A 22410-nucleotide genomic window follows, 5' to 3' on the forward strand; every position below is an offset into this window, starting at 1 on the left:
CATTGACAAGGACTACTGTGATGAAAAAAGTACTGAAAATGACGGCTCTATCTGCTTTGGTCAGCGTTGGCCTAGGCACCGTTTCTATGGCTCAAGCGGCAACTGAAATCAAAGCGGCGTTTAACCAGTCAGACAATCATCCGCAATACATCGCATTGCAAGAGTTTGGCAAAAAACTCAACGAGCAAACGGACGGCCGTTACAAACTGTCTATTTACCCAAATGAACTGCTTGGCGACCAACGTGCGGCACTTGAGTTGGTGCAAAATGGCGCGATTCAAATGGCGGTTGTCGCCAACCCACTGATTGAAAACTACGACGCGACCTACCGTGTGATTGGTATGCCGTATGTCTACTCTGGTCCAGCGCACCAAGAGGCAGTATTTACGTCGGGCGAGTTGGACGAGCTGTTCGCGTCCACCAAACGCTTTGGTTTTGAAGTCTTGACGGCGTACACCGCAGGCGCTCGCAGCATGTACACCAAGAATGCGCCGGTTGAAAACGTCTCGGACATGAAAGGCAACAAGATTCGTGTAATGCAGTCTGAAACCATGATTAAGATGCTATCGTGCATGGGCGGTACGGGCGTACCTATGAGTCAAGGTGAAGTGTACACCGCGATTCAACAAGGCGTATTGGATGGCGCTGAAAACAACGAGATCACTTATGCGGATCTTAAGCAGTACGAAGTGGCACCTTACTTCTCATCAACCCGTCATTTGATGGTGCCCGATCTGGTAGTGGTGAGCAGCTACTTTGTGGATACGATGTCGAAAGAAGACCAAGCGACACTGCGCCGCCTAGCGAAAGAGAGTACGCCAGCGCAGTTTAAGCTTTGGAATGATCGTATCAGCACGGCAATGGAGACCGCGAAATCGCACGGTGCGACCTTCAATGAAGTCGACATCACGCCATTCCAAGAGAGCTGTCAACCGCTTCAGCAGGCGCTCACTGAGTCTCCAGCTCAGAAGAAGCTGTTCGAAAAAATCGCCGCTTTAAAATAAGTTCAAGAGTAAGGGGCCAGCGCGGTGCTGGCTCCTTGTCGGATCTTCATTATGCAAAAAACCGTATTTCAAACCTTGTTGTCAGCCATGACAACCTTAAAACAGTGGGTGGACAAAGTGCTGTCCCTGTTTTTGATTCTGATTGTGGGCACCATGACCGCCTTGGTCACCTATCAGGTTGCCTCACGCTATCTATTCAATAGCCCAAGTGCGGTGAGTGAAGTGCTGTCGCGCTATCTCTTCATTTGGCTGATTTTATTTGGCAGTGCGTACGTCTTTGGCCTACGTGAGCATATGGCCATCACCTTTATCCGTGACAAGTTCAATGACAAAGTGCGCGTGTTGGTGGAGATGTCCATCGAGTTGGTAACGGTCAGTTTTGCCTACGCGATCATGATCATCGGTGGTTACAACAGTGCAGTACGCCAAATGTGGCAGTTAGATTCGGCACTGCAAATCCCGATGGGTGTCATCTACGCGGCCATCCCGATTTCTGGAGGATTGATTCTGTTTTATTTCCTCTATAACGAATTGAATCTAATCCATCAATTCAAAGCTCTCAAACACAGCAAAGCTTCAAGCGAGGTGTAATATGGATATGGCTCTTACCGCCTCACTGGTGATGTTTGTTGGGGCGATCGTCTTGCTGATTATCGGTGCGCCGATCGCCATCAGTGTCGGCGCGGCCTCTTTTGCCGCGATGACGGTCATTCTTCCGTTTCAAGGGGCAATGACGACCTCAGCGCAGCGTATGTTCGTCGGGCTTGATTCCTTCGCGCTGCTCGCGATTCCGTTTTTCATTTTGGCCGGTAACATCATGAACAATGGTGGCATAGCAATACGGCTGATTAACTTTTCTAAAATCATCAGCGGCTTCTTCCCTGGTTCACTGGCGCAGACCAATGTGGTCTCCAACATGCTGTTTGGTTCAATCAGTGGGTCTGGCGTGGCATCCGCGGCGGCGGTTGGTGGCATTATGTCGCCGATTCAGAAGAAAGAGGGCTACGACCCAGCCTTTAGTACCGCGGTAAATATTGCTTCCGCGCCGACGGGAATGTTGATTCCACCGAGCAACACCTTGATTGTCTACGCGACGGTTGCCGGTAGCGTATCGGTCTCGGCGCTGTTTGTCGGTGGCTACGTACCTGGTATTTTGTGGGGCTTGAGCGTGATGATCATCGCCGGCTTTATGGCAAAACGCCGTGGCTATATCGCCAAACATACCATGACGTTGAAAGAGTGTTTCTCTGTCACGATTCAAGCGGTGCCAAGCTTAACCTTGGTTCTGGTGGTGATTGGCGGCATTCTTGGCGGCGTATTTACCGCAACCGAAGCGTCGGCGATTGCCGTGGTCTATTCACTCTTTTTGACGTCGTGCTATCGTTCGTTGAAATTCAGTGAGTTGCCGCAGATTTTCCTCAGTACGGCGAAAATGTCAGCGATTGTGATTTTCATGTTGGCGACCTCGTCGATTATGTCTTGGGTCATGGCGTTTACCCAGATCCCGGGTATGATTGCAGACTCGCTGCTCTCATTGACTGACAACCCATTTATGATCTTGCTGATCATCAACTTGGTGTTGTTGTTTGTCGGCACCTTTATGGATCCGACGCCTGCGGTGCTTATCTTCACACCGATTTTCCTACCTATCTGTACTTCTCTGGGTATGGATCCGGTGCAATTTGGTATCTTGTTGGTGTTTAACTTATCGCTTGGCACCATTACGCCGCCGGTAGGGCCGATTCTGTTTACCGGTTGTAAGGTCAGTGGCATCAGCATTGATAGCGTGATTCGCACCTTGTTGCCATTCTTTGTGATGATCTTTGGTGTGTTGATGCTCGTCACCTACATTCCTGCGATTTCCTTGACGATTCCTCAGTGGATGGGATTGATCCGTTAATCAAGGCGTTAACCTACTTTAAAGGACCTAGATTGGCTGTCATACTGAGACTTCTCTATGGCAGCCTCTATTGATCATGAGCAACATTAAAAAAACTGAATATCGCGCGCCCGCACTTGAGAAAGGGCTCGACATTTTGGAGCTTCTTGCCGCGTCTCCGGTGGCGCTGAGTAAAAAGCAAATCGCGGAAAAACTCGATCGCAGTGTCAGTGAAATCTTTCGCATGTTGTCGGTGCTAGTGGAGCGGCAGTATATTGAGCTCGACGCTGAACAATCGGCGTATTCGCTCAGCCTAAGAATGTTTGTGCTGTCCAACCAACATCCTCCCATTGCGCAGATGCTCAAACGTGCGGTGCCTATGATGGAAGATCTGTGTTTGAAGGTGAACCAATCTTGCCACTTAAGCCAATACAAGCATGGTGAGCTCGTGGTGATCAGTGTGCAGGAGAGCCCTTATAAAATGGGCTTTGGCTTACGCTTAGGGGCAACGTTAGACATCTGCTCATCGGGCTCGGGCATTGTGCTGCTCAGTTTTACCGAGCAAGCTCAGCGCGACAAAATCCTTGCGCAAACCGATGCGACGTCCGCTGAAATTGAACACGCGTTAGCGAACATCGAGAAAACGCAGCGAGACGGCTACTTCGTCGGCGCCAGTCCGCAAATTTCTGGCGTTACCAACATCAGCTATCCAATTTTTGGTGCTTTAGGCGAACTGATGGCAGTGATGACAGTACCTTACATGACCTTAAATTCGCGCACTGTTCATCATCACATCGAAGACATCGAGCAAACCCGTCAAGAACTGGCGCAGGTGGCCGCTCAATTGAGTATGCGTCTCAATAACTAAGTAGCCTTGACGCAACTGGTACAACTTGTGGGTTATTTGCCGGTTATTTCCTATCACTTAGGTTGAGGGTGGTCACATTCTGAACTAACTTCAAATGAGTAGCTGTCTACTCATTCGAGCTTAGGAGGGAGTATGCTCTCAGCCATGTCAAAAAGTATCCGTTTAAAACTATCTTCCGCACTGGGTTTGCTGGTGGTCTCCTTGGTGGTGGTGTTTGTCACCTTTAGTACCATCTCCTACGCACTCAATAATGGCCTGGGTTTGTTTGGCCAAACTTATATGCCTGCGCTGTCCGATATCCTCAATGCTGACCGAGATTTATACCAAGCCAGAGTGGCGCAAATGAGTTACATCACGGCCAATGGCACTGAGGATGATCTTGCTGATTTTGAAGAAAACGCACAGCAAGCACTGGATAGAATGAACAACTATCTCGGTTATATGCAAGAGGAGCAGGCAATATTGGCGAAGCTTAAAGGCTACCAACAAGCGTTTGACCTATGGAAAAGCTCCTCTCTTGAAGTTATTGCGCTGCGTGACAAAGGGGAGATGCAACGGGCTTCTGAATTGCTCAGTGGTGATAACAGCGCGCACTTTTCCACGTTAAGAGCTTTCTATGACGTCGCCGGTGAAGCGCTCGATGCACAAGCAAAGCAAACCGTCGATGTGCTCAATGCACGCATGGATGTGAATCACCGCAATCTTCTTCTTTTCGTCATTTTCGTCGGTGTGCTCTCGTCTGTACTGACCTTCTTTGTCCCCAAACTATTGGTCGACGGTATGCGCCAATTGACCTCACGCGTGGGTGAAATCTCACAAGGTGATGGGGATCTCACACAACGTATCGACTCTAAACGCAAAGACGAACTCGGGCTTCTGGCCGGTACCTTTGATAACTTTGTCAGCAAACTGCAGGGCATCATTATCGGTATTTACGATAACACCAATAATCTCAATCATACGGCTGATGAACTCAACCAGAGCTATTCACAGGCGCAGGTAGTGAACGAAGAAATCAGTCGTGGTATCGATATGATCGCCACCGCCGTCAATCAGTTCAGTGTCTCGGTAAAAGAGGTCGCGGAGTATTCCGACAAAGCGGCAAGAATGTCGGAATCGACCGCGAAAGTGACGCAAAATGGCCAAGCCTTGATTGAGGGGTCGGTACGTGGCACGCATGAGTTGTCTGATGCGATTACCGATGCCAATAATGTTATCGAAAACCTGTCGACCGAATCGCAAAACATCGTCTCCGTATTGGATGTGATTCGTAACATCGCAGAGCAGACTAATCTACTGGCGCTTAATGCGGCCATCGAAGCAGCCCGAGCGGGTGAACAAGGACGCGGCTTTGCTGTGGTAGCGGATGAAGTTCGCTCATTGGCAAGTAAAACCCAACAATCTACTGAGGAGATTCAGAAGATGATCGACTCCTTGCAGGTGGGTGTGCAAAACGCCGTGTCATCGATTCGCGTCGGGAATGATAAAGTACGCAGTTCAGTCGAAGCGGCGGAGAAAATTCAAACACTCTTTACCGAGATTCATCAAGCCACCATTGATGTCAGTGACATGGCGACCCAAATTGCCGCTGCGACGGAGGAGCAAAGCACCACCTCTGAAGAGATCAACACTAACCTTGTCAGCCTCAATGATCAGAATCAGAGCAGCAAAGCCTTGTCAGAGCGTATCCATCAAGTCGCGCAAAATGTCATGGAGCTATCGAGCGGGCTGAGCCGTGACGTCAATCAGTTTGTGGTGAGATAACCCTTAAGCAATGAGAGTGATGATGGTGCGTTTAGTCGCAGTGTGGTGGCTTCTGTTGATGCCTTGGGTAAAGACATGGGCCAATCCTGTTGAGCTTTATACGGAAATTTCTAAACCTTATCAAAGCTTTGATAATGGCGAGCTACATGGCACTGTGGTGGACACGGTAAAGTGTATTTTTGAAAATATGGACATGGATTACCGTATCCAACTCTCACCGTGGAAGCGCGCCAGTCAGTCGTTGAAAACTGGCGGTGTGGATGGCTTTTTCTCTTCAACCTATAACTCAGAGCTCTCTGGTAATGCGACCTTGACGCACCCTCTAGTACTGGAAAAGTGGTATTGGGTGTACAGCGGTGACACCGTCAATTTTGACAAACTCGGCGTGGTGCATGGCAGTGCTCAAGATGCTTGGCTATCAGGCCAAACTCTGTACACCCCCATCATCCGCGCCAAGGATTCCGCACAATTGATCAACTTGCTACTGAAAAATCGCATCGAGGTGATCGCTATCGACCTGAATGCGTTCAACAGTGAAATTGCCTCCGGCTCTTACCCGATGGACAGAGTGTCGCAGCTTAACTCACAGTTTTTGACATTCTCTGCACTGGGCATTTACTTTAACAATGAGTTCGTCAACGAAAATGAAGGCTTCATGGCAAGGTTCAACAGCTATATTCCTGTCTGTTCGAGTGTTTCCTATTCGCTGAGTGATAAGGAGGAGCAAGTGCTTAAGCAGTTCGCCATGCAAGATATTGTGCCTTTGGCGAAAAGTGGGTTGGTCAGTGATGGCGTCGCGGTAGCGAATAAAGATCCTCAGCACAGACAAATGAAAAACAATTTTGATGCCTTGATGGACAATGCGCTCTCGCAACACCTGATTCAATTTCAGCAACAAAGCCAAGAGATCTTCTCCGAAATCATGGTTTTTGATGCTCAAGGCTATAACGTAGGGCAAAGTGTGGTGACATCAGACTTGTGGCAAGGCGATGAGCTCAAATACTTGAGGCTCTTGAACGGCATTGACATGTTTATTGACGACATTCAGTACGATCCTTCGACCAATTTGTTTCAAACCCAAATCAGTGTTCCTATCCGCGACAGCCAAACAGGGCGATTTATCGGCGGTATGACGGTGGGCGTGAATCTGGAGCGATTCTTTCAAAACGATCAAGCAAAATGATTAAGTTCCAAGCTCAATCACACACATTGAATTAAAGCCCCGTCGCGTTTTGTACCGCTCGGACGACCTGCGCCGCCTCTTTTCGCTTGTGTACATGCAGCTTTTTATACAGTTTGTAGATGTGGCTTTTGACTGTACTTTCAGCGAGATAGAGTTGGTTGGCGATCTGCTGGTTAGATTTGCCATGATAGATTAAATCTAGAATCTGCTTCTCTCGGCAGGTCAAGTTGGCGTAGTAGTCGTGTTGGACGGTGTCCGGATCTCGATAGTGGAGCACGGTGCGTTCTAGGCATTTTCTGGGCAGCCACAATCCACCGGACAAAATGTATTTTACACTCTGTGTTAAGTGGTCGACCGAAGCGGATTGAAGGAGTAGGCCGCGCAAAAACTTCCAACGCACAAAGGTAAAATTTTGTGCCTCTTCCGGTACATTGTGAACGAGCAAACCAAATCCGAGCAGCTCGAAGTCGGGCAGGGCATCTTCGCGTAACATATCGTCTAAGTAGGCGTAATCCACCACGACCAGATCCACTTTGCGCTTAACAGAAAGCTCGACCAATTGCTCTGGCGCGCAACTCTCAACGCTGACATTCTTAATGGTTGAGAGCTGTTGTTGAATTAAGCTACTTTGCAAATTTTTTTGCGTCAGGAGCATCAGTGTATAGGTATCCATGGGTTTCCCATCCTGGCAACAAAATGAACGTCGAAAGCCTCTAAACATCGTCCTTTCAATAGGGGTAAGTATACGCCAGCGCCCAGTATGACTGCGTAAAATCATAAAGAGAGACTAGAAGCGGATTAGGGCGGTGACCTTTAGTTTCAACATGATCGGCGGTATATAAACTAAGCGCTTAGTCGGAACGTTGTTTTGTGATTTTAAATCAGTAGGTTAACTTTGCTCTGACTTTATCTTTCATCATGACTGTATGAGCGTGCAAGACTGAAATTAGCCGTAAACACGTCATACTTTTTCCCTCCAAAATAGTCATCTTCTTTCATACTTCAGTCAGCAGTGCCCGATAAGATATTGTTTTTAAATATTAAAAAAACAAGCAGTGATAAGTGTTCCCTAAATTGCTGGTGTCTGGCTTTAGACAGTCTTAGCGGTGAGACAATTCTAAATTGCGCACCCCCTATACTGAGCTTGCCTTAGGGCGAGGAACAATCAGTCAACTTAATGGAGTGCACATTATGAATCTTCAAAAAACCGGTATTGCTGTCGCGATGTCAGCGCTATTTGTGAGTGGTATTGCGTGGGCCGATAACAATAACAGTGACGACTTTCTAAGTCACAATACAGATTCAAGTAACAACTGGGACGACAGTGCCAACACCGTGACGCAAACGCAAACGGTGTATGACAATGATACCGACAACAGTGTGGCCAACAGTGGGAATACGGCGAATTTAGCCAGCGGCAACACCATGACGGACAACAGCGTTGACGATAGTGGTAACACAGCGACGTATACCGAAGCGAACACCGATACTGACAACAGTGTGGCCAATAGTGGAAATACGGCGAATTTAGCGAGTGGTAACACCATGACGGATAACAGTGTTGACGACAGTGGTAACACTGCTACGTATACCGAGGCGAATACTGATATCGACAACAGTGTTGACGATAGTGGTAATACTGCAACGGTCGCCAGTGGTAACACCAATTCCAGTACTAATGGCAGCTACAACGATGGCAGTGATAACAGTAATACTTGGAACAACAGTGCCAATACCTACACTAATACCTATGAGATTGATCTCGACTCCGACACGGTTGTGGCGAGCTCAACACTGGGCGGTAGCGTATCGGGTGTATCTGTCGTTTACGGTGCCGGTGGAAACAAAGGCCGTGTGAGCGTAGACAACATCAATCGTATGGATGGCTTTGGCAGTGCAGCGGGTATCGTGACTGTGGCGCAGAATGCGGGTTCAAACTCATTGATCCAACAGTCTGTATCCACTAACGCGTCTGTGTTTACCGATTAAGTTCGCACTCTAGGAGCAAAGCGATGCGTACAGCTCTATTCGTCCTGATGACGTTGGGCACGCTATCTGCTTATGCCGATGAGTTGATATTGGAACAACCGGGGCTGTCGGAGCAGCAACTCGACAGCTCCCGTGGAGGCCAATATCACATCGACATCGAGAGTGTGACTGCGTCGTCAGAGATAAATGGTATCAACGCAGGAAATGCGGTGACAAACAGTGTTACGGGAAACAACGTGATCGCGAGCAGTGCGCTCATGCACAGCTCAGGTATCACGAGCGTGGTCCAAAACACTGGCAATAATGTGTTGATACAAAACTCAACAGTTGTCAATTTAACACTGAAATGACCATGAAACTTTGGTGCGTAATTCTAGCTTGGGTAGGAGCGATGCTCTGTTCTTCTGCTCAAGCTCTCAATTTTCTCCCCCAGCGCGGAATGTACAGCGTGCCCGTAAAAAGCTACAAGGAGTTGCAGTTTGGTGACGTGCATCGTCAACAATACGATTTTAGTTGTGGCTCTGCGGCGCTGGCTTCCCTTCTGACTTACCACTACCAAACCCCTTCCGCCGAACAAGAGATATTTGAAGTGATGTTCTCAAATGGGGATCAAGCCCTCATTGAGCAACAAGGCTTTTCGTTGCTGGATATGAAGCAGTATCTTGACGCTCAAGGGCTGCGCGCAGATGGATTTCAGATCAGTTTGGAGAAAATGAAACAAGTAGGCGTTCCTGGGGTGACCTTAGTGAATTTTGACGGTTATCTTCACTTTGTGGTCATAAAGGGAATGAACCAACATTCTGTGATCTTAGGCGATCCTTCTCGTGGCACCATGATGATGAGCTTTGAAGAGTTTGAGCAGTACTATCAAGGTGTTGTCCTGCTGATTCGCAATAAAGCGGAAGTGGGGAGGACCTCGTTTATTACCGATGATCACTTCGCGGTTTATCATAGCGCACCATTAAGCACAGGGGTATCTCGAGAATCTCTCGGGGTATTTTCGATCACGTTACCAGAGGCTGGGGAATACTAGCCTTTAGGGCGACATTATGAAAACGGTAAAGGTGGTAATAGGAGTATTAGCCAGCATGGCGTCGATGTCCGTGTTTGCTGATGCCATTGATATACAGCAAGTTCAACTGACACCCATGAGTCAATCGAGATTGGCTCTGTATCGAGGAGGGTTTCAAATCAACAGAGACTACGTCATCAATATAGGCTTGAGTGTACGAAGCAGTGTTAATGGACAATCGGTCTTTAATACGCAAATCGCCAACTTGGTGTTTGAAAACGGTCAACTGCTCAAGCAGTCGGCGAACTATAAAGTCCGGCAAGCCAATCCAACGGACTCGTCGACTACAACGACTGCGGTGCCTGTCACCGATGTGGTGAATGTTGTTCAAGTAGGCGAAGGCAATCAGATTGCAGGAGATGTGAGTGTCAACCCAGCGGCGTTAGTCAATTCACTGGATGTGACCAACAGTACATCGGCGTCGATCACCTCAGCAAGCATCACTAATGTGATTCAAAATACACTCGATCACAGTGTGTTGGGGGTGGATACGATTGTCAATATTGACGCTCAAGTCAGCGGCTTAGTGCAACAGATTCGCAGTCGCACCAAGCTTCAAGATGCCTTATTGATCGGAGGATATTAGAAACTGAACGGCACCCTCACTGTCAGTTGGAAGTCGGGGGTGTCTTCGGTTAAGCCTGCCTGAGCGTTGACGTTCAATGACGATGTCTTTGAAAACGCGTAGTTGACACCAAAGTTAATCGAATCCAGTTGCAGTAGTTTTGCATCGTCCGCCTCTTCGCCATCCAGTTTGCTTTTCAATATCGTTTTGTGGCTCAAGCCGAGCGAAAACGACAGATCAGGATTGACCGAAAAGCCAATCCCCGCGCCTAATGAAAGGGTATCACCCAATTTTACGGCACTGCTGCTGTCCCCTACATTGACGTCATCTTCAAAATTGTAAATGTAGCTGAAACTGGTAAAGAGGACGGCAGGGTCGGTCGGATAGATCATCGAAAGGCTGGGCTCAATGCTCCAAAAACCGGATCCGGTTGGGACCTCTTTGTAGGTATTGGTGGTGTCGTCGATCTCGATGTCATAGGGCGACTTTCCGCTGTCTGATTTGACGCTTAGGCCGCCAATCCAGTAAGGCGTTGAGTCGACATTGAATTGATGGCGCAGCGCTAACTCCACATCGCCTAATCCCCCTCCATCTAGCGTGATATTGACCGTGTTGTCTTGCGCACCGTCTTGGATTGGGCGGGTAGAGATTTGATCGTTTCGATACACAAACGGTAAGCGCAGTTCCAACTCTGTTGTGTTGGTGAGTCCATAACGCGCACTCATCCCTGCGGTAATGGTGGTTCTGTCTGAATCACTCACCTCGATACGTCCAACAATCAGCGTGGGTAACACGGTATACCCAACCACAGAGACTTTATTGGATGAGTTTTGCGTGTAACTGAGTGAGGCGTCAAAAGTGAGTTTTCCTTTCGGTGTCAGTACGCCGGGTCGTGCGATCACATCGCCCACAGTTAACGGTCGAGCCGCCTTTTCTTGCGCGAATGTCGTGTTGGACAAGAGCAATGCGCTTAAGCAGGGTAGGGTCAAGGTTGTTAGGGAGAATTTCGTCAAGGGAAAGGACATCGGGTAAGCCTCTTCTATCCATAGGTACTTGATTAGATAGAACAGGGTGAGAGGCTCCGCTATGAACGAAAGTTTGTGTTGTGTCTCTTCCAAGCCCTGAGACGGTTAGACGTGTCGTGTTGCAGGCAAAAGGAGGAGAGAGTGTTCATACTTTTTCGTCTGCAGTTAAGGCCAACAACATGCTAGGGAGAGGATTTTACCGTTAAGGGAGAGGTAAACTGTTGGCGAAACTCGCTCGGCGTCATCGCCTTAACCCCTTTGAATTGACGGTTAAAGTTGGAGAGGTTTTTAAAGCCGGTACGCTCTGCAACAAGGGCGATCGGCAGACGAGTACTGGCCAGAAGCTCACACGCTTTGCCGACGCGATACTGCTTGAGATGCTCAGAGAAACTTACCCCATAGTGTTTTTCAAACAATCGATAGGCGGAGCTTTCACTCATGTGCAGTGTTTGACACAACGCGGCCATTGTGATGCTTTGTGCGTAGTGTTGCTCAATGTAATGCGTGGCCAGTTCAATGCGGCGATCCGTGTCGTGCTGGGAGGACAAAGGCTGAATGCGATATGGTGAAGTGCAGAGTTTGGTCGCCTTAAGATCGTCGGCAAGCGTGAGCAGCACGTCAATGACTTTGACCACTTGGTGATGGCGCGGCAGATGGATACACCCTTCCATGATGTTGGCCACTTTCTGGGCAATCTCAGGGCTAAAATGCAGCCCGTGCGAAGCTTGGCTCAGCAAGCGAGAGAGGTGTCTCGCTTCGGGCACTAAGTGTTGCAGTTGATCCACCCAGTGCTGTGAGAACCAAATGATCACCGTGTGTTGCTCACTGTTCTCTGAGGCAACACTTTTGCCTGCGAGCATATGGGGTAGCCCAGGACCATAAAGCAGCAGAGTATGATCCACAATCTCGCCAATCGCATCACCCGCGTAATAGTTACCCTGAAACACCGAGTGCGGATCGAGATAGAGCACTAACTCATACTCACTGTGATAGTGCCATGAGCAGGCGTACTGATCGTTGTGCTCTCGGCAACGAAATTCACGCACCAGCCAGTCAAAGCTAGGGGTTGTCAGTACATGCTCTTTAAATGGCTTCACAATGTTCTCCTTGGTTGGACACTAGCCTAGCTACATGACGCTTTTCTGTCAAAGATGATTATAAAGTTGAAGGAATAGTATCAAACCTGGCTCGAATACTACCATTGTCGGCGAAGGATCGGCGTAGACTGACGGGCATTGCTTGCGGCGTATTCGCCGTGTTCGTTTTCAATGTGTCTGGATGGGGAGTCCGCCATGTACCGGGATAAAACCGCACTCTATTTTATATTTACCACTTTTGTCACCGGCTTGTGCGGCGCGTTTTTCTATCCATTATCGAGTCTCTTCATTGTGCAAGAACTGGGTGCTTCACCATTGATGTTGAGCCTCTACATGGTGGTGGCGGTCAGCAGTTCGGTATGGGTCTCGTCGGCGATCGCCAAACGATCAGACAGCCATTGGAATCGCAAAACCATTTTAGTCGTCTCGTTAAGCAGCTACCTCATTACCGTGGCGAGCTTTACTGTGATTCGTGACTACTGGTTGGCGGTTGCTGTGGTCACACTGTTCGGCAGCGTCAGTGGCGCTTCGTTTGGTCAATTGTTCGCTCTCGGCCGAGAGTATGGCGACCGTCATGTCGACAACAGCACACGTTTTGTTGCAACCATGCGAGCGGGTCTAGCGATTGCGTGGGTGTTTGGTCCACCCGCAGCGTTTATGCTCAAAGCTCAGTTTGGCTTTAGCGCCTCGTTTGCGGTCTCGGCTGTGATCGTGGCCTTGGGTATTTGGGTGGTCGTCAAGCAGATCCCCTCGAATGTGGTGACGCAAGAGGAGCGCTCAGCAAGTCGCGTCAATAAACCTCTGGGTAAACGTGTGCTGTTGTACTGCGTGATCGTGGTGTGCGCTTTTTCAGCGAATAACCTCTACATAATCAGTATTCCGCTCTACCTCTCTCAAGAGTTAGTGGTCGATGCCAGTTGGCTTGGGCTGTTATTTGGGGCTGCGGCCGCCTTTGAGATTCCGGTGATGCTGGCCGCCGGCCGTATGGCGGACAAATTTGGTACGACAAGGGTAATGACGACCGCGGTTGTCTCTGGTGCGCTGTTCTATTTGGTGATGCTCGTAGAAACCCAATTTAGCGTGATGCTGTTTGCTCAATTGCTGAATGGTTTCTTTATTGGGATATGCGCGACCTTGGGTATGGTGGCATTGCAAGACATGATGAAGGATCGCCTCGGCACCGCATCGACGCTGTTTTCCAACATGTTGAACATCAGTACCCTTGTTTCGAGCCTCGCGGTGGGTGTGGTCGCCGAGCTGTATAACTATTACAGCGCGTTATATCTCTGTTTGGCGGGAGCCATCACCGCCGCCTTATTACTGGTGGTGTTAGAAATGATGAGTCACAAAGCAGAACCCGAGTGTCACGCGCCGAGCGCGTGATGGGGGGCGCTGGGTCAACGGCGCTGTCACCGTTGACCCCAAGGTTCGCCTCGATGAATCGGCTATTTCGCCCGTGTTGCCCCATTTCTTTTACGAAGAGGTGGCAGCATTTTCCGTCCAAACACATTGATCAAAGCGCCGGTAATAATCAAAGTGCCGCCTAGGTAGGTCCATAGCGATGGCACTTCATTAAAGACCCAAACACCAATTAGGGTAGAAAAGACGATTTGCACGTAAGAGTACGCCGAGGCTTTGCCTGCTTCTTGGGTTTGCATCGCTTTCGTCAAACCGTATTGGCCAATTTGGGTGAAAATGCCCACCAGCACCAACATGCACAGCATTGGCAAGCTTGGCCAAACGACGTTATCGCCCATCAGTAGCAAAGAGGTAGGTAGGGCGACCAACGGGAAATAGAAAATGATCACTGAACTGTCTTCGGTTTGGCTCAATTTACGAACGATGACGTAAGCAATCGAACTGCCAAACGCGCCGCCGAGCGCGAGCATCACACTAAGTGGAGGCAGTTCATGGTGAACACTGTCACTGAAGTTGGGTTGCATCATCACGGCAAGCCCAGTTAAACAGAGAGCGATGCACACTAAGGTGGCGCTTTGAATGCGCTCCTTTAAAAACAGCACGCCAAGCAGCGCGGTGAACACCGGGTGCACGTATTGCAAGATGGTCGCTTCCGCAAGGGGCAGCGTGGTGACCGAATAGTAGACACACATCAAAGCGAAGGTGCCCACGGCGCCGCGAACGAGGAGCAATTTACGATTGTGTCCCCATACCGAGAGGCGCTTACGCTTCACATCCAGATAGCTGATGATGAGAGACACCAAGGCCCTCGCTGCAACAATCTCAAACACAGGAATACCGTGCTCACTGACGTACTTGACGCTTGCCGACATCAGAGCAAAGCCCAGTGCAGACAAGAGCATAAATCGAACCCCAACGGGGATAAGTTGGGTTGGCGTAGTGACGTTCATAGCAGTAAATGGCTCAAGGGGAGCTTGAGCTGACTTCTCATTATTATTCGCAATAGTCTCGCATCATACGCCAAGCCTTGCTGGGTAGATAGGTTAGATTGTGGATGACAGTTCTTGATGGGCAAAATCAATCAGCGCGCGGACTTTACGTGGGATTTCATGCCCGGCTAGATAGATGGCGTACATCGAACGTGTGCCGAGGTCGTAATCGTCCAGTACCCGAACCAAACGCCCACTTTTGATGCCATCGTGAGTGACAAAATCTGGGCACAAAGCGATACCCATCCCTTGCTCTGCCCACTCTTTTGCCACGCGTGCACTGTTGACTTTAAGTTGGCTGCGCGGTTTGAAGTCACTTTGGACGCCCTCTCGCGTAAAGGTCCAACGTTGGTAACCTTGCCGATTGGTGTCAATGATCAATCGATGTTGCGCTAAATCGTCGATGTTAATCGGCGTGCCGTGGGCGGCCAAATACTCCGTAGAGGCCACTAACTGACTGTGAATAATGCCTAACTTACGGCCACGAACGGAAGCGTTGTCGGGCAGGCCGATGCGAAAAGCAAGATCAAATCCCTCCATCGCTAGGTCAACGAAATCATCGGTTAAGCGCAGGTCAAGTTCAATCTCTGGATGAAGCAAGGCAAAGCGGCGCAGTAGATCTTGCAGGTAGAGTTCACCAAAGGTGATGGGGGCGGAGATTTTGAGTGGCCCAGAGAGTTGTTGATGACTACGACCGACTTGCTCGAACAGTTCGTCAAATTCGGCGAGAAGACGTGGCGCTTGCTCGAGTAGGCGCAACCCCGCACTGGTGACACTGACATTGCGTGTCGTGCGTTGCAACAGGCGGGCGCCGACCTGCGCTTCCAATTGAGCCACATATTTGGAGGTGAGTCGGTTAGAGATGCCAAGCCTTTGCGCCGCTGCGGTAAACGATCCCGTTTGCGCGGTGGCGACAAAGGCTCTAAGTCCATCCATTTTATCCACGGGTATCCTCCTAAGATCAATCGAAATGGGGAACATTCTTGCGAATGAGATTGCGAACAAAATATAGATAATTATTCCACATAATCTACATAGTGTTCATTATTTATTTTGCGCATACTGAGTTCATCCGCTCCTACTTACAAGGGAGCATCTCCAGCGAATACTATGAGGCACAACAATGACCAACGTGACTTATCAACAACTAAAACGCTCATTGAGCGCATCCGAACGCATGCCGGTAATCTTCCTGGGTCATGGCTCACCGATGAATATCATTGAAGACAACCGCTACAGTCGTTCGTGGATGGAACTGGGCGCCAGTTTACCTACTCCTCAAGCGATCTTGGTGCTGTCTGCTCATTGGATGAGTCAAGGCTCGACCCTGGTCGATGTTTCTGCGCAGCCTCGCACCATTCATGATTTTTACGGCTTTCCCAAGGCCCTGTATGAAGAGCAATATCCGGCCCCCGGGGCACCAAGGCTCGCGCGAGAAGTGGTGCAGTTACTTGACCACATCAAAGCCCATGAAGATGAGACGTGGGGGCTTGATCACGGCGCGTGGGCGCTGCTGAAATCTCTTTACCCAGAGGCCAACGTTCCTGTGTTCCAGATGTCGATTGATGTTACGAAGCCGCTCGACTGGCATCTCAATCTCGGTAAAACATTGCGTGAACTTCGCCACCGTGGCGTCTTAATTCTCGGCTCTGGCAATGTGGTGCACAACCTACGCGCTCTGGATTTAGACGGTCATGTTCATGATTGGGCGCTAGAGTTCGATGATAAAGTCGGTCAGGCGCTGCAAACGCGACGCTTTTCATCGTTGGCGGATACACGTGAGCTGGGTTCTCTGCTTTATCAAGCGAATCCAACGCTTGAGCACTATGTGCCAGCGCTAACGGTTGCGGGAGCGTCGGATGAACAAGATCGGCTTTTCTCTATCACAGGTGGCATTGAACTGGGCGCGGTGTCGATGCGTTCATTCCTCTTTTATTGATAAAGCCAATGGGTGCATCCTAGTGTGTGAGGTGGTAGTCTCGAAGCTGTTCAATAGCCTAGCGTCATCATGACGGGAAAAGAGACCATTTGATGGGACGAGCATCCACCAATCAGCCAAATCACACATCTTCGGCAACACCAAGTGCCCAATCACGTAAAAGCTTAGCGATTTTATTCGAGTTACTGGCTTTTGTGCGTCCTTATCGCTGGCAGGTCATCGGCGCGTTGATTGCGTTGGTGGCGACTTCCTCGTTGACGCTTTCGGTGGGTCAAGGGGTACGCATGCTTATCGACAATGGTTTTTCACAGCAGTCATTGGCGGAGCTTGAGCAAGCGATCCTTTATATCGTGGCGGTCACCATCATGATTGCGGTGGGCACCTTCTTTCGCTTTTATTTGGTTTCATCGGTGGGGGAACGCGTCAGTGCGGATATACGCCTCGTGGTGTTTAATCATGTGATTTCTTTGCACCCCAGTTACTTTGAAACCAACAGCAGCGGCGAGATCATGTCACGCCTCACCACCGATACTACCTTGTTGCAAAGTATCATTGGATCCTCTTTCTCCATGGCGATGCGCAGCGCACTCATGTGTTTAGGCGCGATAGTGATGCTGTTTGCCACCAATGTGAAATTAACTTTGGTGGTGCTGGCGTCCGTGCCGTTTGTGTTGGTCCCGATTCTTTTTTATGGCCGTAAAGTTCGCGCTTTATCACGACGTAGCCAAGACTCGATGGCGGATGTCGGTAGTTACGCCGGCGAAGCGGTCGAACAGATTAAAACCGTGCAAAGTTATTCCCGTGAGGCGTTTGAGCGTGCGGCCTTTGCCACTGAAGTTGAAAAGGCCTACGACGTTGGCCGTCAGCGAGTGAAGCAGCGCGCCATATTGATTTCCGGAGTGATTGTGATCGTCTTTACTGCGATTGCAGGGATGCTTTGGGTCGGCGGAAGAGATGTGATTCATGGCTCCATGTCGGCTGGCGATTTGGGCGCGTTCGTGTTCTACGCCATTATGGTCGCCTCCTCGTTAGGCACATTGTCTGAGGTCATGGGCGAGCTGCAACGCGCGGCGGGGGCAACAGAGCGTTTGGTCGACATTCTTCAAGTGAAAAGTGATATTGTGGGGCCGAGTGAGGCCACGAGCGACAGCCCAATCCAAGGAGCGAGCGTGCAACTGGAGCAGGTGACGTTTCACTACCCATCGCGGCCAGATGTGGCAGCAATCGATAACCTCTCGCTTAAGGTCGCAGATGGTCAAGTGCTGGCGCTTGTTGGTCCGTCAGGCGCAGGAAAAACCACGCTGTTTGAACTACTACAACGCTTTTATGACCCGCAATCTGGTCAGGTGCGCATCGCAGGGCGTGATGTGAAGCAGTTTGAACCGAGTCAACTGCGCGAGTATATGGCGCTGGTTCCTCAACAGCCGACCCTGTTTAGCCAAGATGTGATGCACAATATTCGTTATGGTCGTCCAGACGCGAGTGATGAAGAGGTGATGCGGGCGGCGAAAAAAGCCCATGCGCACGAGTTCATTATGGCGCTGCCTGACGGTTACCACAGTTTTCTCGGCGAGCGCGGTGTGCGTTTGTCCGGTGGTCAAAGGCAGCGCATTGCGATTGCGCGAGCGATTCTGAAAGATCCCGCGATATTACTACTCGATGAGGCCACCAGTGCACTCGACAGTGAAAGTGAACATCACGTTCAGCAGGCGCTTGAGCAACTGATGCAAGGCCGCACGACGTTGATCATTGCGCATCGTCTATCGACCATTCAACACGCGGACAGTATTGCCGTACTCGACGGGGGCCAGTTAGTTGACCAAGGCAGCCATGCGGCGCTGCTCGAGTCATGTGAGCTCTATCAGCGCCTGGTTGAATTACAATTTAGCCACCAAGCAAGCGCGCGCCCATCGCTAGTAGGGTAATCTGCATGGATTCTCCTTCGACGGGAAGGGCGTGCTTGTCGAGTAAGTCGGTCAACACAAACACTGGTTTGGTGAGCTTCCACAGTGGAATAGAGACGATTTGGTTTTGGTTGCTGACGTTAAAGGCGGCAACAATCACTTCATCGCCTAGGGTACGCGCAAACACAAAACTGTTGTTGTCGTGTACCAGAGGGACGTAATCACCGTATTGCAACGCAGGGTGTTGTTTGCGCAAGGCGATCAATGCCTGAAACAGAGCCAAGGTGGGGTTGGCGTCCACCTTATCCCACGGCATGCAGCGGCGATTATCGGGGTCATGACTGCCTTCGAGTGCCAATTCACTGCCGTAATAGACACAAGGTACGCCGACATAGCTGAATAGCAGCGTGGCAGCCAAGGCGTATTTTTCGGGTTCCTCTTTGACTAGTTCAATAAAGCGCGCAGTATCGTGGCTGTCGAGCTGATTCAACTGTGCCAATTGATTGGCCCACGGCAGCTTCGCTCTCGCCTCGGCTTGCCAATCCAAAAACTCGCTGACATTGATGTCGATTGGGTCAAACGCGATGTCTAAGCCTGTCAGTAGCGCTCTGAGTGGGTGTGCAAACCCATAGTAGTTCATTGCGCCATCTTCTTGATCGCCTTGCAGCCATTGAGTCGCTTCAAAGAAGTGCTCACCCAGTACGTAGCAATCCGGGTTGACTTGCTTGGCAGCGTCACGAAAAGCTTTGACGTAGTGCGCGTTGTTCTTTGCCCCTTCCCCTTCGCCCAGCATATGAATCACATCAAATCGCCAAGCATCAATGGAGTAGGGCGGTTTTAGCCAATGCTTGACCACCGCATCGTCCCCTTGATAGAGGTATTCTCTTACCTCTGGGTTGTCAAAATTGAGCACAGGCAGAGATTGTATGCCCTTCCAACCGATGTAATCTTGGCCCTCATCTTTAAACAAGTAGTAATCGCGGTAAGGTGAGTTCACCGATTGATACGCGCCTAGGGTGTCATGCCAGCCTTGCAAGTTAAACCACGGGTGCTCGGTGGAGGTGTGATTGAAGACGGCGTCCAACATGATGCGCATGTTTCGCGAGCGTAATTGCTCACATAATTGAGCAAAATGGGCGTTGCTGCCAAGGTGGGGGTCGACGTTGCGATAATCTGCAGTGTCGTACTTATGGTTGCTGGGTGCGGTAAAAATCGGATTAAGGTAGAGCGCCGTCACACCCAGTGATTGTAAGTAATCGAGTTTACTTTCAACGCCGTAGAGATCGCCGCCATAAAATTCGCAGCCGCCATTTCCCTCCAAATCGACGGGTTCGCCCCAGCGTTTACAGGTGACTGGCTTAGTACCACGAGACACCAAATACTCGCCCTCTTTCACGCTTAACTCGGGCTTACCGTTGCAAAAGCGATCAGGGAAAATTTGGTAAAACACTTGTTGACTGACCCACTTAGGTGGCTGATGTTCGCGATTGTACTTAAAGTGCGTCTCTTTACCCGGCATGCGGGTGCTCACTTGCCGGCCATCGAGCCAGTACTGACGCTGGTTGCTCAGCAGTTTGAAGACATAGTGCGTGATGGCGCGATCTTGATTGAGTGGGAAACTGGCCGACCAGATATCCAAATAGGGCGTCTCGTCGACGCGGGTCATGGCCACCAAATACTCTTCGTTGTCGGGCTCATGGCGCACGAGAACCTTATCAAAGTGAATGCCTTTTTCCGTCGCTAAACGCACGGTGAGGATAGGTTTGGTCTCATCTAGCGTGACCCAATCGTGAGATTGGCCATGAAAAAGATATGGCAGCGTCATAGTGTTTCCCCTAGTTCCAAGTAAAAGGTGCACAGTGGCGTAAAATTCAGGGTGGCTCGGCCAATCCCATTTTTGACCTGCAGTTGGTGTGTGTCGCCGCTTAGGCAGTTGGTCAAGGCGTAGGTCCCCTCAGTGAGTTGCCATTGGGCGATGAGCGTTTCGTTTAACGTTAACGTCACCTCATGAGACTGCGTTTGGCTAAAATTGGTGGCGATGATCAAGGTTTGCGTCGAGCAAGAGCGCGCGAAGGCGTAGAGGTAATCTGCGCCATCACCAAAAGCTAGGTGGTTGTCGGCATAAAGGTCATGGTAGTCGCCACACAGCGCAGGGCTGTTTAACGTTAAGTTAAGCAGCCTTTGGTAGAAGTGACGCAGTGTGCTTTCTTGCTCGGCGAGTTGGCCGCCATCAAACTGGCCGTTATTCATCCAGCGTTGGTGATGAGGGACACCAACGTAGTCAAAAATAGAGGTTCGAGACGGCTGGCCATAGCCGGCCATTTCAGCGCCGGGTTCTGCAACTTCTTGGCCGAAATAGATCATGGTCGGCGCGCTCGATAGGCACGCCGAGACTAACATGGCCGGTATGGCGTTTTCACCCGAAGCGCAACACGCGGGTGAAGCGAGACGTTGCTCGTCATGGTTCTCCATAAATTTGAGCATATGATGCTCAATATCGCGCAGTTGGTATTCAATGCGGCCTATCTCGCTGGTGGAAGCGCATCCTTGGGTGACCTTAATCAGGTGATCATACAGATCCACCTTGTCGTAGAGGTAGTCCATCTTGCCCAGTTGGATGTAATCACGATAACGATCGGGTTGGTACACCTCGGCAATCACTATCGCGTCGGCGTTGGTGTGCTTAATGTGTGCGTTGAGGTAGCTCCAAAACTCGACCGGTACCATCTCGGCCATATCAAATCGAAACCCGTCGACGCCTTTGTCTAGCCAGTAAAGCGCGATATCACGAAATTTCGTCCAAGAGTCCGGCACATTTTGCGATTGCCAAAAATGCAGGTGTTCGCCGCAATCTAAATGGCGATAGTGCGGAGGCAGAGAGGCAAAATCGTGGCTACCGTCGGGCCTTACCCCATAATTGATTTTTACCGTTTCATACCAATCGTCGGCGTTGGGCTGAGCCAAGCGTGAACCGTTGCCGGTCCATTTGGCTGGGTACTCAACGTACGCTTCTTCTAATGCGGGGTGAGATTCTCCCCCGAGCGGGGGATTCGTCGCCAATTCGTCAGGCACTGAGAAGTGTTCGCCGGGCAGGTAATAGAAATTATTGTCACGATGATAGATTACTGAGGTGTCATCGTCAGCGCCAAAATCGCGCACGCCAGGCGGGTTATATTCTCCTTGGTAGACCCGCGCGACATGGTTCGGGACTATGTCGATGATCACTTTAAGCCCCGCTTTATGAGTGCGCGCAATCAGCGCCTCAAACTCTTGATTTCTGTGTTCCGGATTGTCAGCAAGGTCGGGATTGACGCTGTAATAGTCCTTCACGGCATAGGGTGACCCTGCTCTGCCTTTAACGATACTGGGGTGATCACTGCGTATTCCACATTGCGAATCGTCGGTGACCCGCGCATGGTGCGGCACACCGGTATACCAAATATGGGAGATGCCGAGATCTCGAATCGCCTCTAGTGCGCGAGGCGTAAAATCGCTGAATTTGCCAACACCATTTTGCTCGCGAGTTCCCCAAGGAACGTTGGCGGTACAGATATTGCCAAAAAGGCGAGTAAAGACTTGGTAAAGGGTAATTTTGTTCATGCTTCACGAATTGTGGTGTGGAATGTTGATCGGATGAAGGCAAAGTGTAGAACAGTCAATTGGGCCATCCCTCATCCAAAGTAAAAATATGAGGGGCGTAGATCTGTTTTTTT

The 22410-nt window shown here is 50.1% G+C and carries 20 protein-coding genes; 13 read left to right on the plus strand and 7 right to left on the minus strand.

Features of this window, described 5'->3' with window-relative positions; all coding sequences use genetic code 11:
* Positions 1-20 precede the first annotated feature (20 nt).
* The 6 genes from AC6R03_RS08450 to AC6R03_RS08475 all read left to right on the plus strand — a co-directional run bounded on the left by AC6R03_RS08450 (position 21) and on the right by AC6R03_RS08475 (position 6698).
* Positions 21-1004 (plus strand): TRAP transporter substrate-binding protein, encoded by a 984-nt coding sequence (locus AC6R03_RS08450; RefSeq protein WP_334551556.1) that lies wholly within the window; start codon positions 21-23, stop codon positions 1002-1004.
* Between the two features lie 51 nt (positions 1005-1055).
* On the plus strand, positions 1056-1595 hold the full coding sequence (locus AC6R03_RS08455) for a TRAP transporter small permease (RefSeq protein ID WP_500632049.1): 540 nt from the start codon (positions 1056-1058) through the stop codon (positions 1593-1595).
* Position 1596: 1 nt separating this feature from the next.
* The gene (locus tag AC6R03_RS08460; protein ID WP_334551560.1) at positions 1597-2904 is read left to right on the plus strand and encodes a TRAP transporter large permease; all 1308 of its coding nucleotides are present in this window, start codon (positions 1597-1599) and stop codon (positions 2902-2904) included.
* A 76-nt stretch (positions 2905-2980) separates the two neighbouring features.
* Complete coding sequence (locus tag AC6R03_RS08465; protein WP_500629977.1) at positions 2981-3751, plus strand: IclR family transcriptional regulator; 771 nt, start codon at positions 2981-2983, stop codon at positions 3749-3751.
* A 144-nt stretch (positions 3752-3895) separates the two neighbouring features.
* Entirely contained in the window at positions 3896-5515 is a 1620-nt protein-coding gene (locus AC6R03_RS08470) for a methyl-accepting chemotaxis protein (protein WP_500653654.1), read from the plus strand.
* Positions 5516-5534: 19 nt separating this feature from the next.
* Positions 5535-6698, plus strand: coding sequence for a transporter substrate-binding domain-containing protein (locus tag AC6R03_RS08475; RefSeq protein ID WP_500632047.1), 1164 nt, complete (start codon positions 5535-5537; stop codon positions 6696-6698).
* Between the two features lie 31 nt (positions 6699-6729).
* Here the strand turns inward: AC6R03_RS08475 and AC6R03_RS08480 are convergent, their stop codons facing one another.
* A complete protein-coding gene (locus AC6R03_RS08480; protein ID WP_500632046.1) occupies positions 6730-7371 on the minus strand; it encodes a helix-turn-helix transcriptional regulator in 642 nt (213 codons plus the stop codon).
* A gap of 518 nt (positions 7372-7889) precedes the next feature.
* Here AC6R03_RS08480 and AC6R03_RS08485 point away from each other — a divergent pair.
* The 4 genes from AC6R03_RS08485 to AC6R03_RS08500 are packed head-to-tail and all read left to right on the plus strand — an operon-like array spanning position 7890 to position 10345.
* On the plus strand, positions 7890-8687 hold the full coding sequence (locus AC6R03_RS08485) for a hypothetical protein (RefSeq protein ID WP_487901618.1): 798 nt from the start codon (positions 7890-7892) through the stop codon (positions 8685-8687).
* Between the two features lie 23 nt (positions 8688-8710).
* Positions 8711-9037: a carbon storage regulator gene (locus AC6R03_RS08490; RefSeq protein WP_334551568.1), complete on the plus strand. Its 327-nt coding sequence runs from the start codon at positions 8711-8713 to the stop codon at positions 9035-9037.
* A gap of 2 nt (positions 9038-9039) precedes the next feature.
* A complete protein-coding gene (locus AC6R03_RS08495; RefSeq protein ID WP_500632045.1) occupies positions 9040-9720 on the plus strand; it encodes a C39 family peptidase in 681 nt (226 codons plus the stop codon).
* 16 nt (positions 9721-9736) lie between these two features.
* Complete coding sequence (locus tag AC6R03_RS08500; RefSeq protein ID WP_500632044.1) at positions 9737-10345, plus strand: hypothetical protein; 609 nt, start codon at positions 9737-9739, stop codon at positions 10343-10345.
* On the opposite strand, the gene AC6R03_RS08505 is transcribed toward AC6R03_RS08500, so the two are convergent.
* Both AC6R03_RS08505 and AC6R03_RS08510 read right to left on the minus strand, forming a co-directional pair.
* Positions 10342-11349 carry a transporter gene (locus tag AC6R03_RS08505; RefSeq protein WP_500632043.1) on the minus strand — a complete coding sequence of 336 codons (1008 nt, stop codon included), beginning with the start codon at positions 11347-11349 and terminating at the stop codon, positions 10342-10344. The genes AC6R03_RS08500 and AC6R03_RS08505 overlap by 4 nt on opposite strands.
* 182 nt (positions 11350-11531) lie before the next feature.
* Positions 11532-12446 (minus strand): helix-turn-helix domain-containing protein, encoded by a 915-nt coding sequence (locus AC6R03_RS08510; protein ID WP_500632042.1) that lies wholly within the window; start codon positions 12444-12446, stop codon positions 11532-11534.
* A gap of 195 nt (positions 12447-12641) precedes the next feature.
* On the opposite strand from AC6R03_RS08510, the gene AC6R03_RS08515 reads away from it, so the two are divergent.
* Complete coding sequence (locus AC6R03_RS08515) at positions 12642-13829, plus strand: sugar efflux transporter (protein WP_500632041.1); 1188 nt, start codon at positions 12642-12644, stop codon at positions 13827-13829.
* 62 nt (positions 13830-13891) lie between these two features.
* Here the strand turns inward: AC6R03_RS08515 and AC6R03_RS08520 are convergent, their stop codons facing one another.
* Together AC6R03_RS08520 and AC6R03_RS08525 are read right to left on the minus strand one after the other, a co-directional pair.
* The gene (locus AC6R03_RS08520; RefSeq protein WP_500632040.1) at positions 13892-14815 is read right to left on the minus strand and encodes a DMT family transporter; all 924 of its coding nucleotides are present in this window, start codon (positions 14813-14815) and stop codon (positions 13892-13894) included.
* A gap of 93 nt (positions 14816-14908) precedes the next feature.
* Positions 14909-15790, minus strand: coding sequence for a LysR family transcriptional regulator (locus AC6R03_RS08525; RefSeq protein ID WP_500632058.1), 882 nt, complete (start codon positions 15788-15790; stop codon positions 14909-14911).
* Positions 15791-15977: 187 nt separating this feature from the next.
* Here AC6R03_RS08525 and ygiD point away from each other — a divergent pair, with 187 nt between their 5' ends.
* Positions 15978-16793 (plus strand): 4,5-DOPA-extradiol-dioxygenase, encoded by an 816-nt coding sequence (ygiD, locus tag AC6R03_RS08530; protein ID WP_500632039.1) that lies wholly within the window; start codon positions 15978-15980, stop codon positions 16791-16793.
* 92 nt (positions 16794-16885) lie between these two features.
* Positions 16886-18718, plus strand: a complete 1833-nt coding sequence (locus tag AC6R03_RS08535; protein ID WP_500632038.1) for an ABC transporter ATP-binding protein/permease — start codon at positions 16886-16888, stop codon at positions 18716-18718.
* Here AC6R03_RS08535 and malZ read toward each other — a convergent pair.
* Both malZ and AC6R03_RS08545 read right to left on the minus strand, forming a co-directional pair.
* Positions 18678-20522, minus strand: a complete 1845-nt coding sequence (malZ, locus tag AC6R03_RS08540; RefSeq protein ID WP_500632037.1) for a maltodextrin glucosidase — start codon at positions 20520-20522, stop codon at positions 18678-18680. The genes AC6R03_RS08535 and malZ overlap by 41 nt on opposite strands.
* Positions 20519-22297, minus strand: coding sequence for an alpha-amylase family protein (locus AC6R03_RS08545; RefSeq protein ID WP_500632036.1), 1779 nt, complete (start codon positions 22295-22297; stop codon positions 20519-20521). The genes malZ and AC6R03_RS08545 overlap by 4 nt, the downstream gene beginning before the upstream one ends.
* Positions 22298-22410: the final 113 nt, after the last annotated feature.

It is taken from the genome of Vibrio sp. R10-SG-ISO4, from assembly GCF_059834135.1.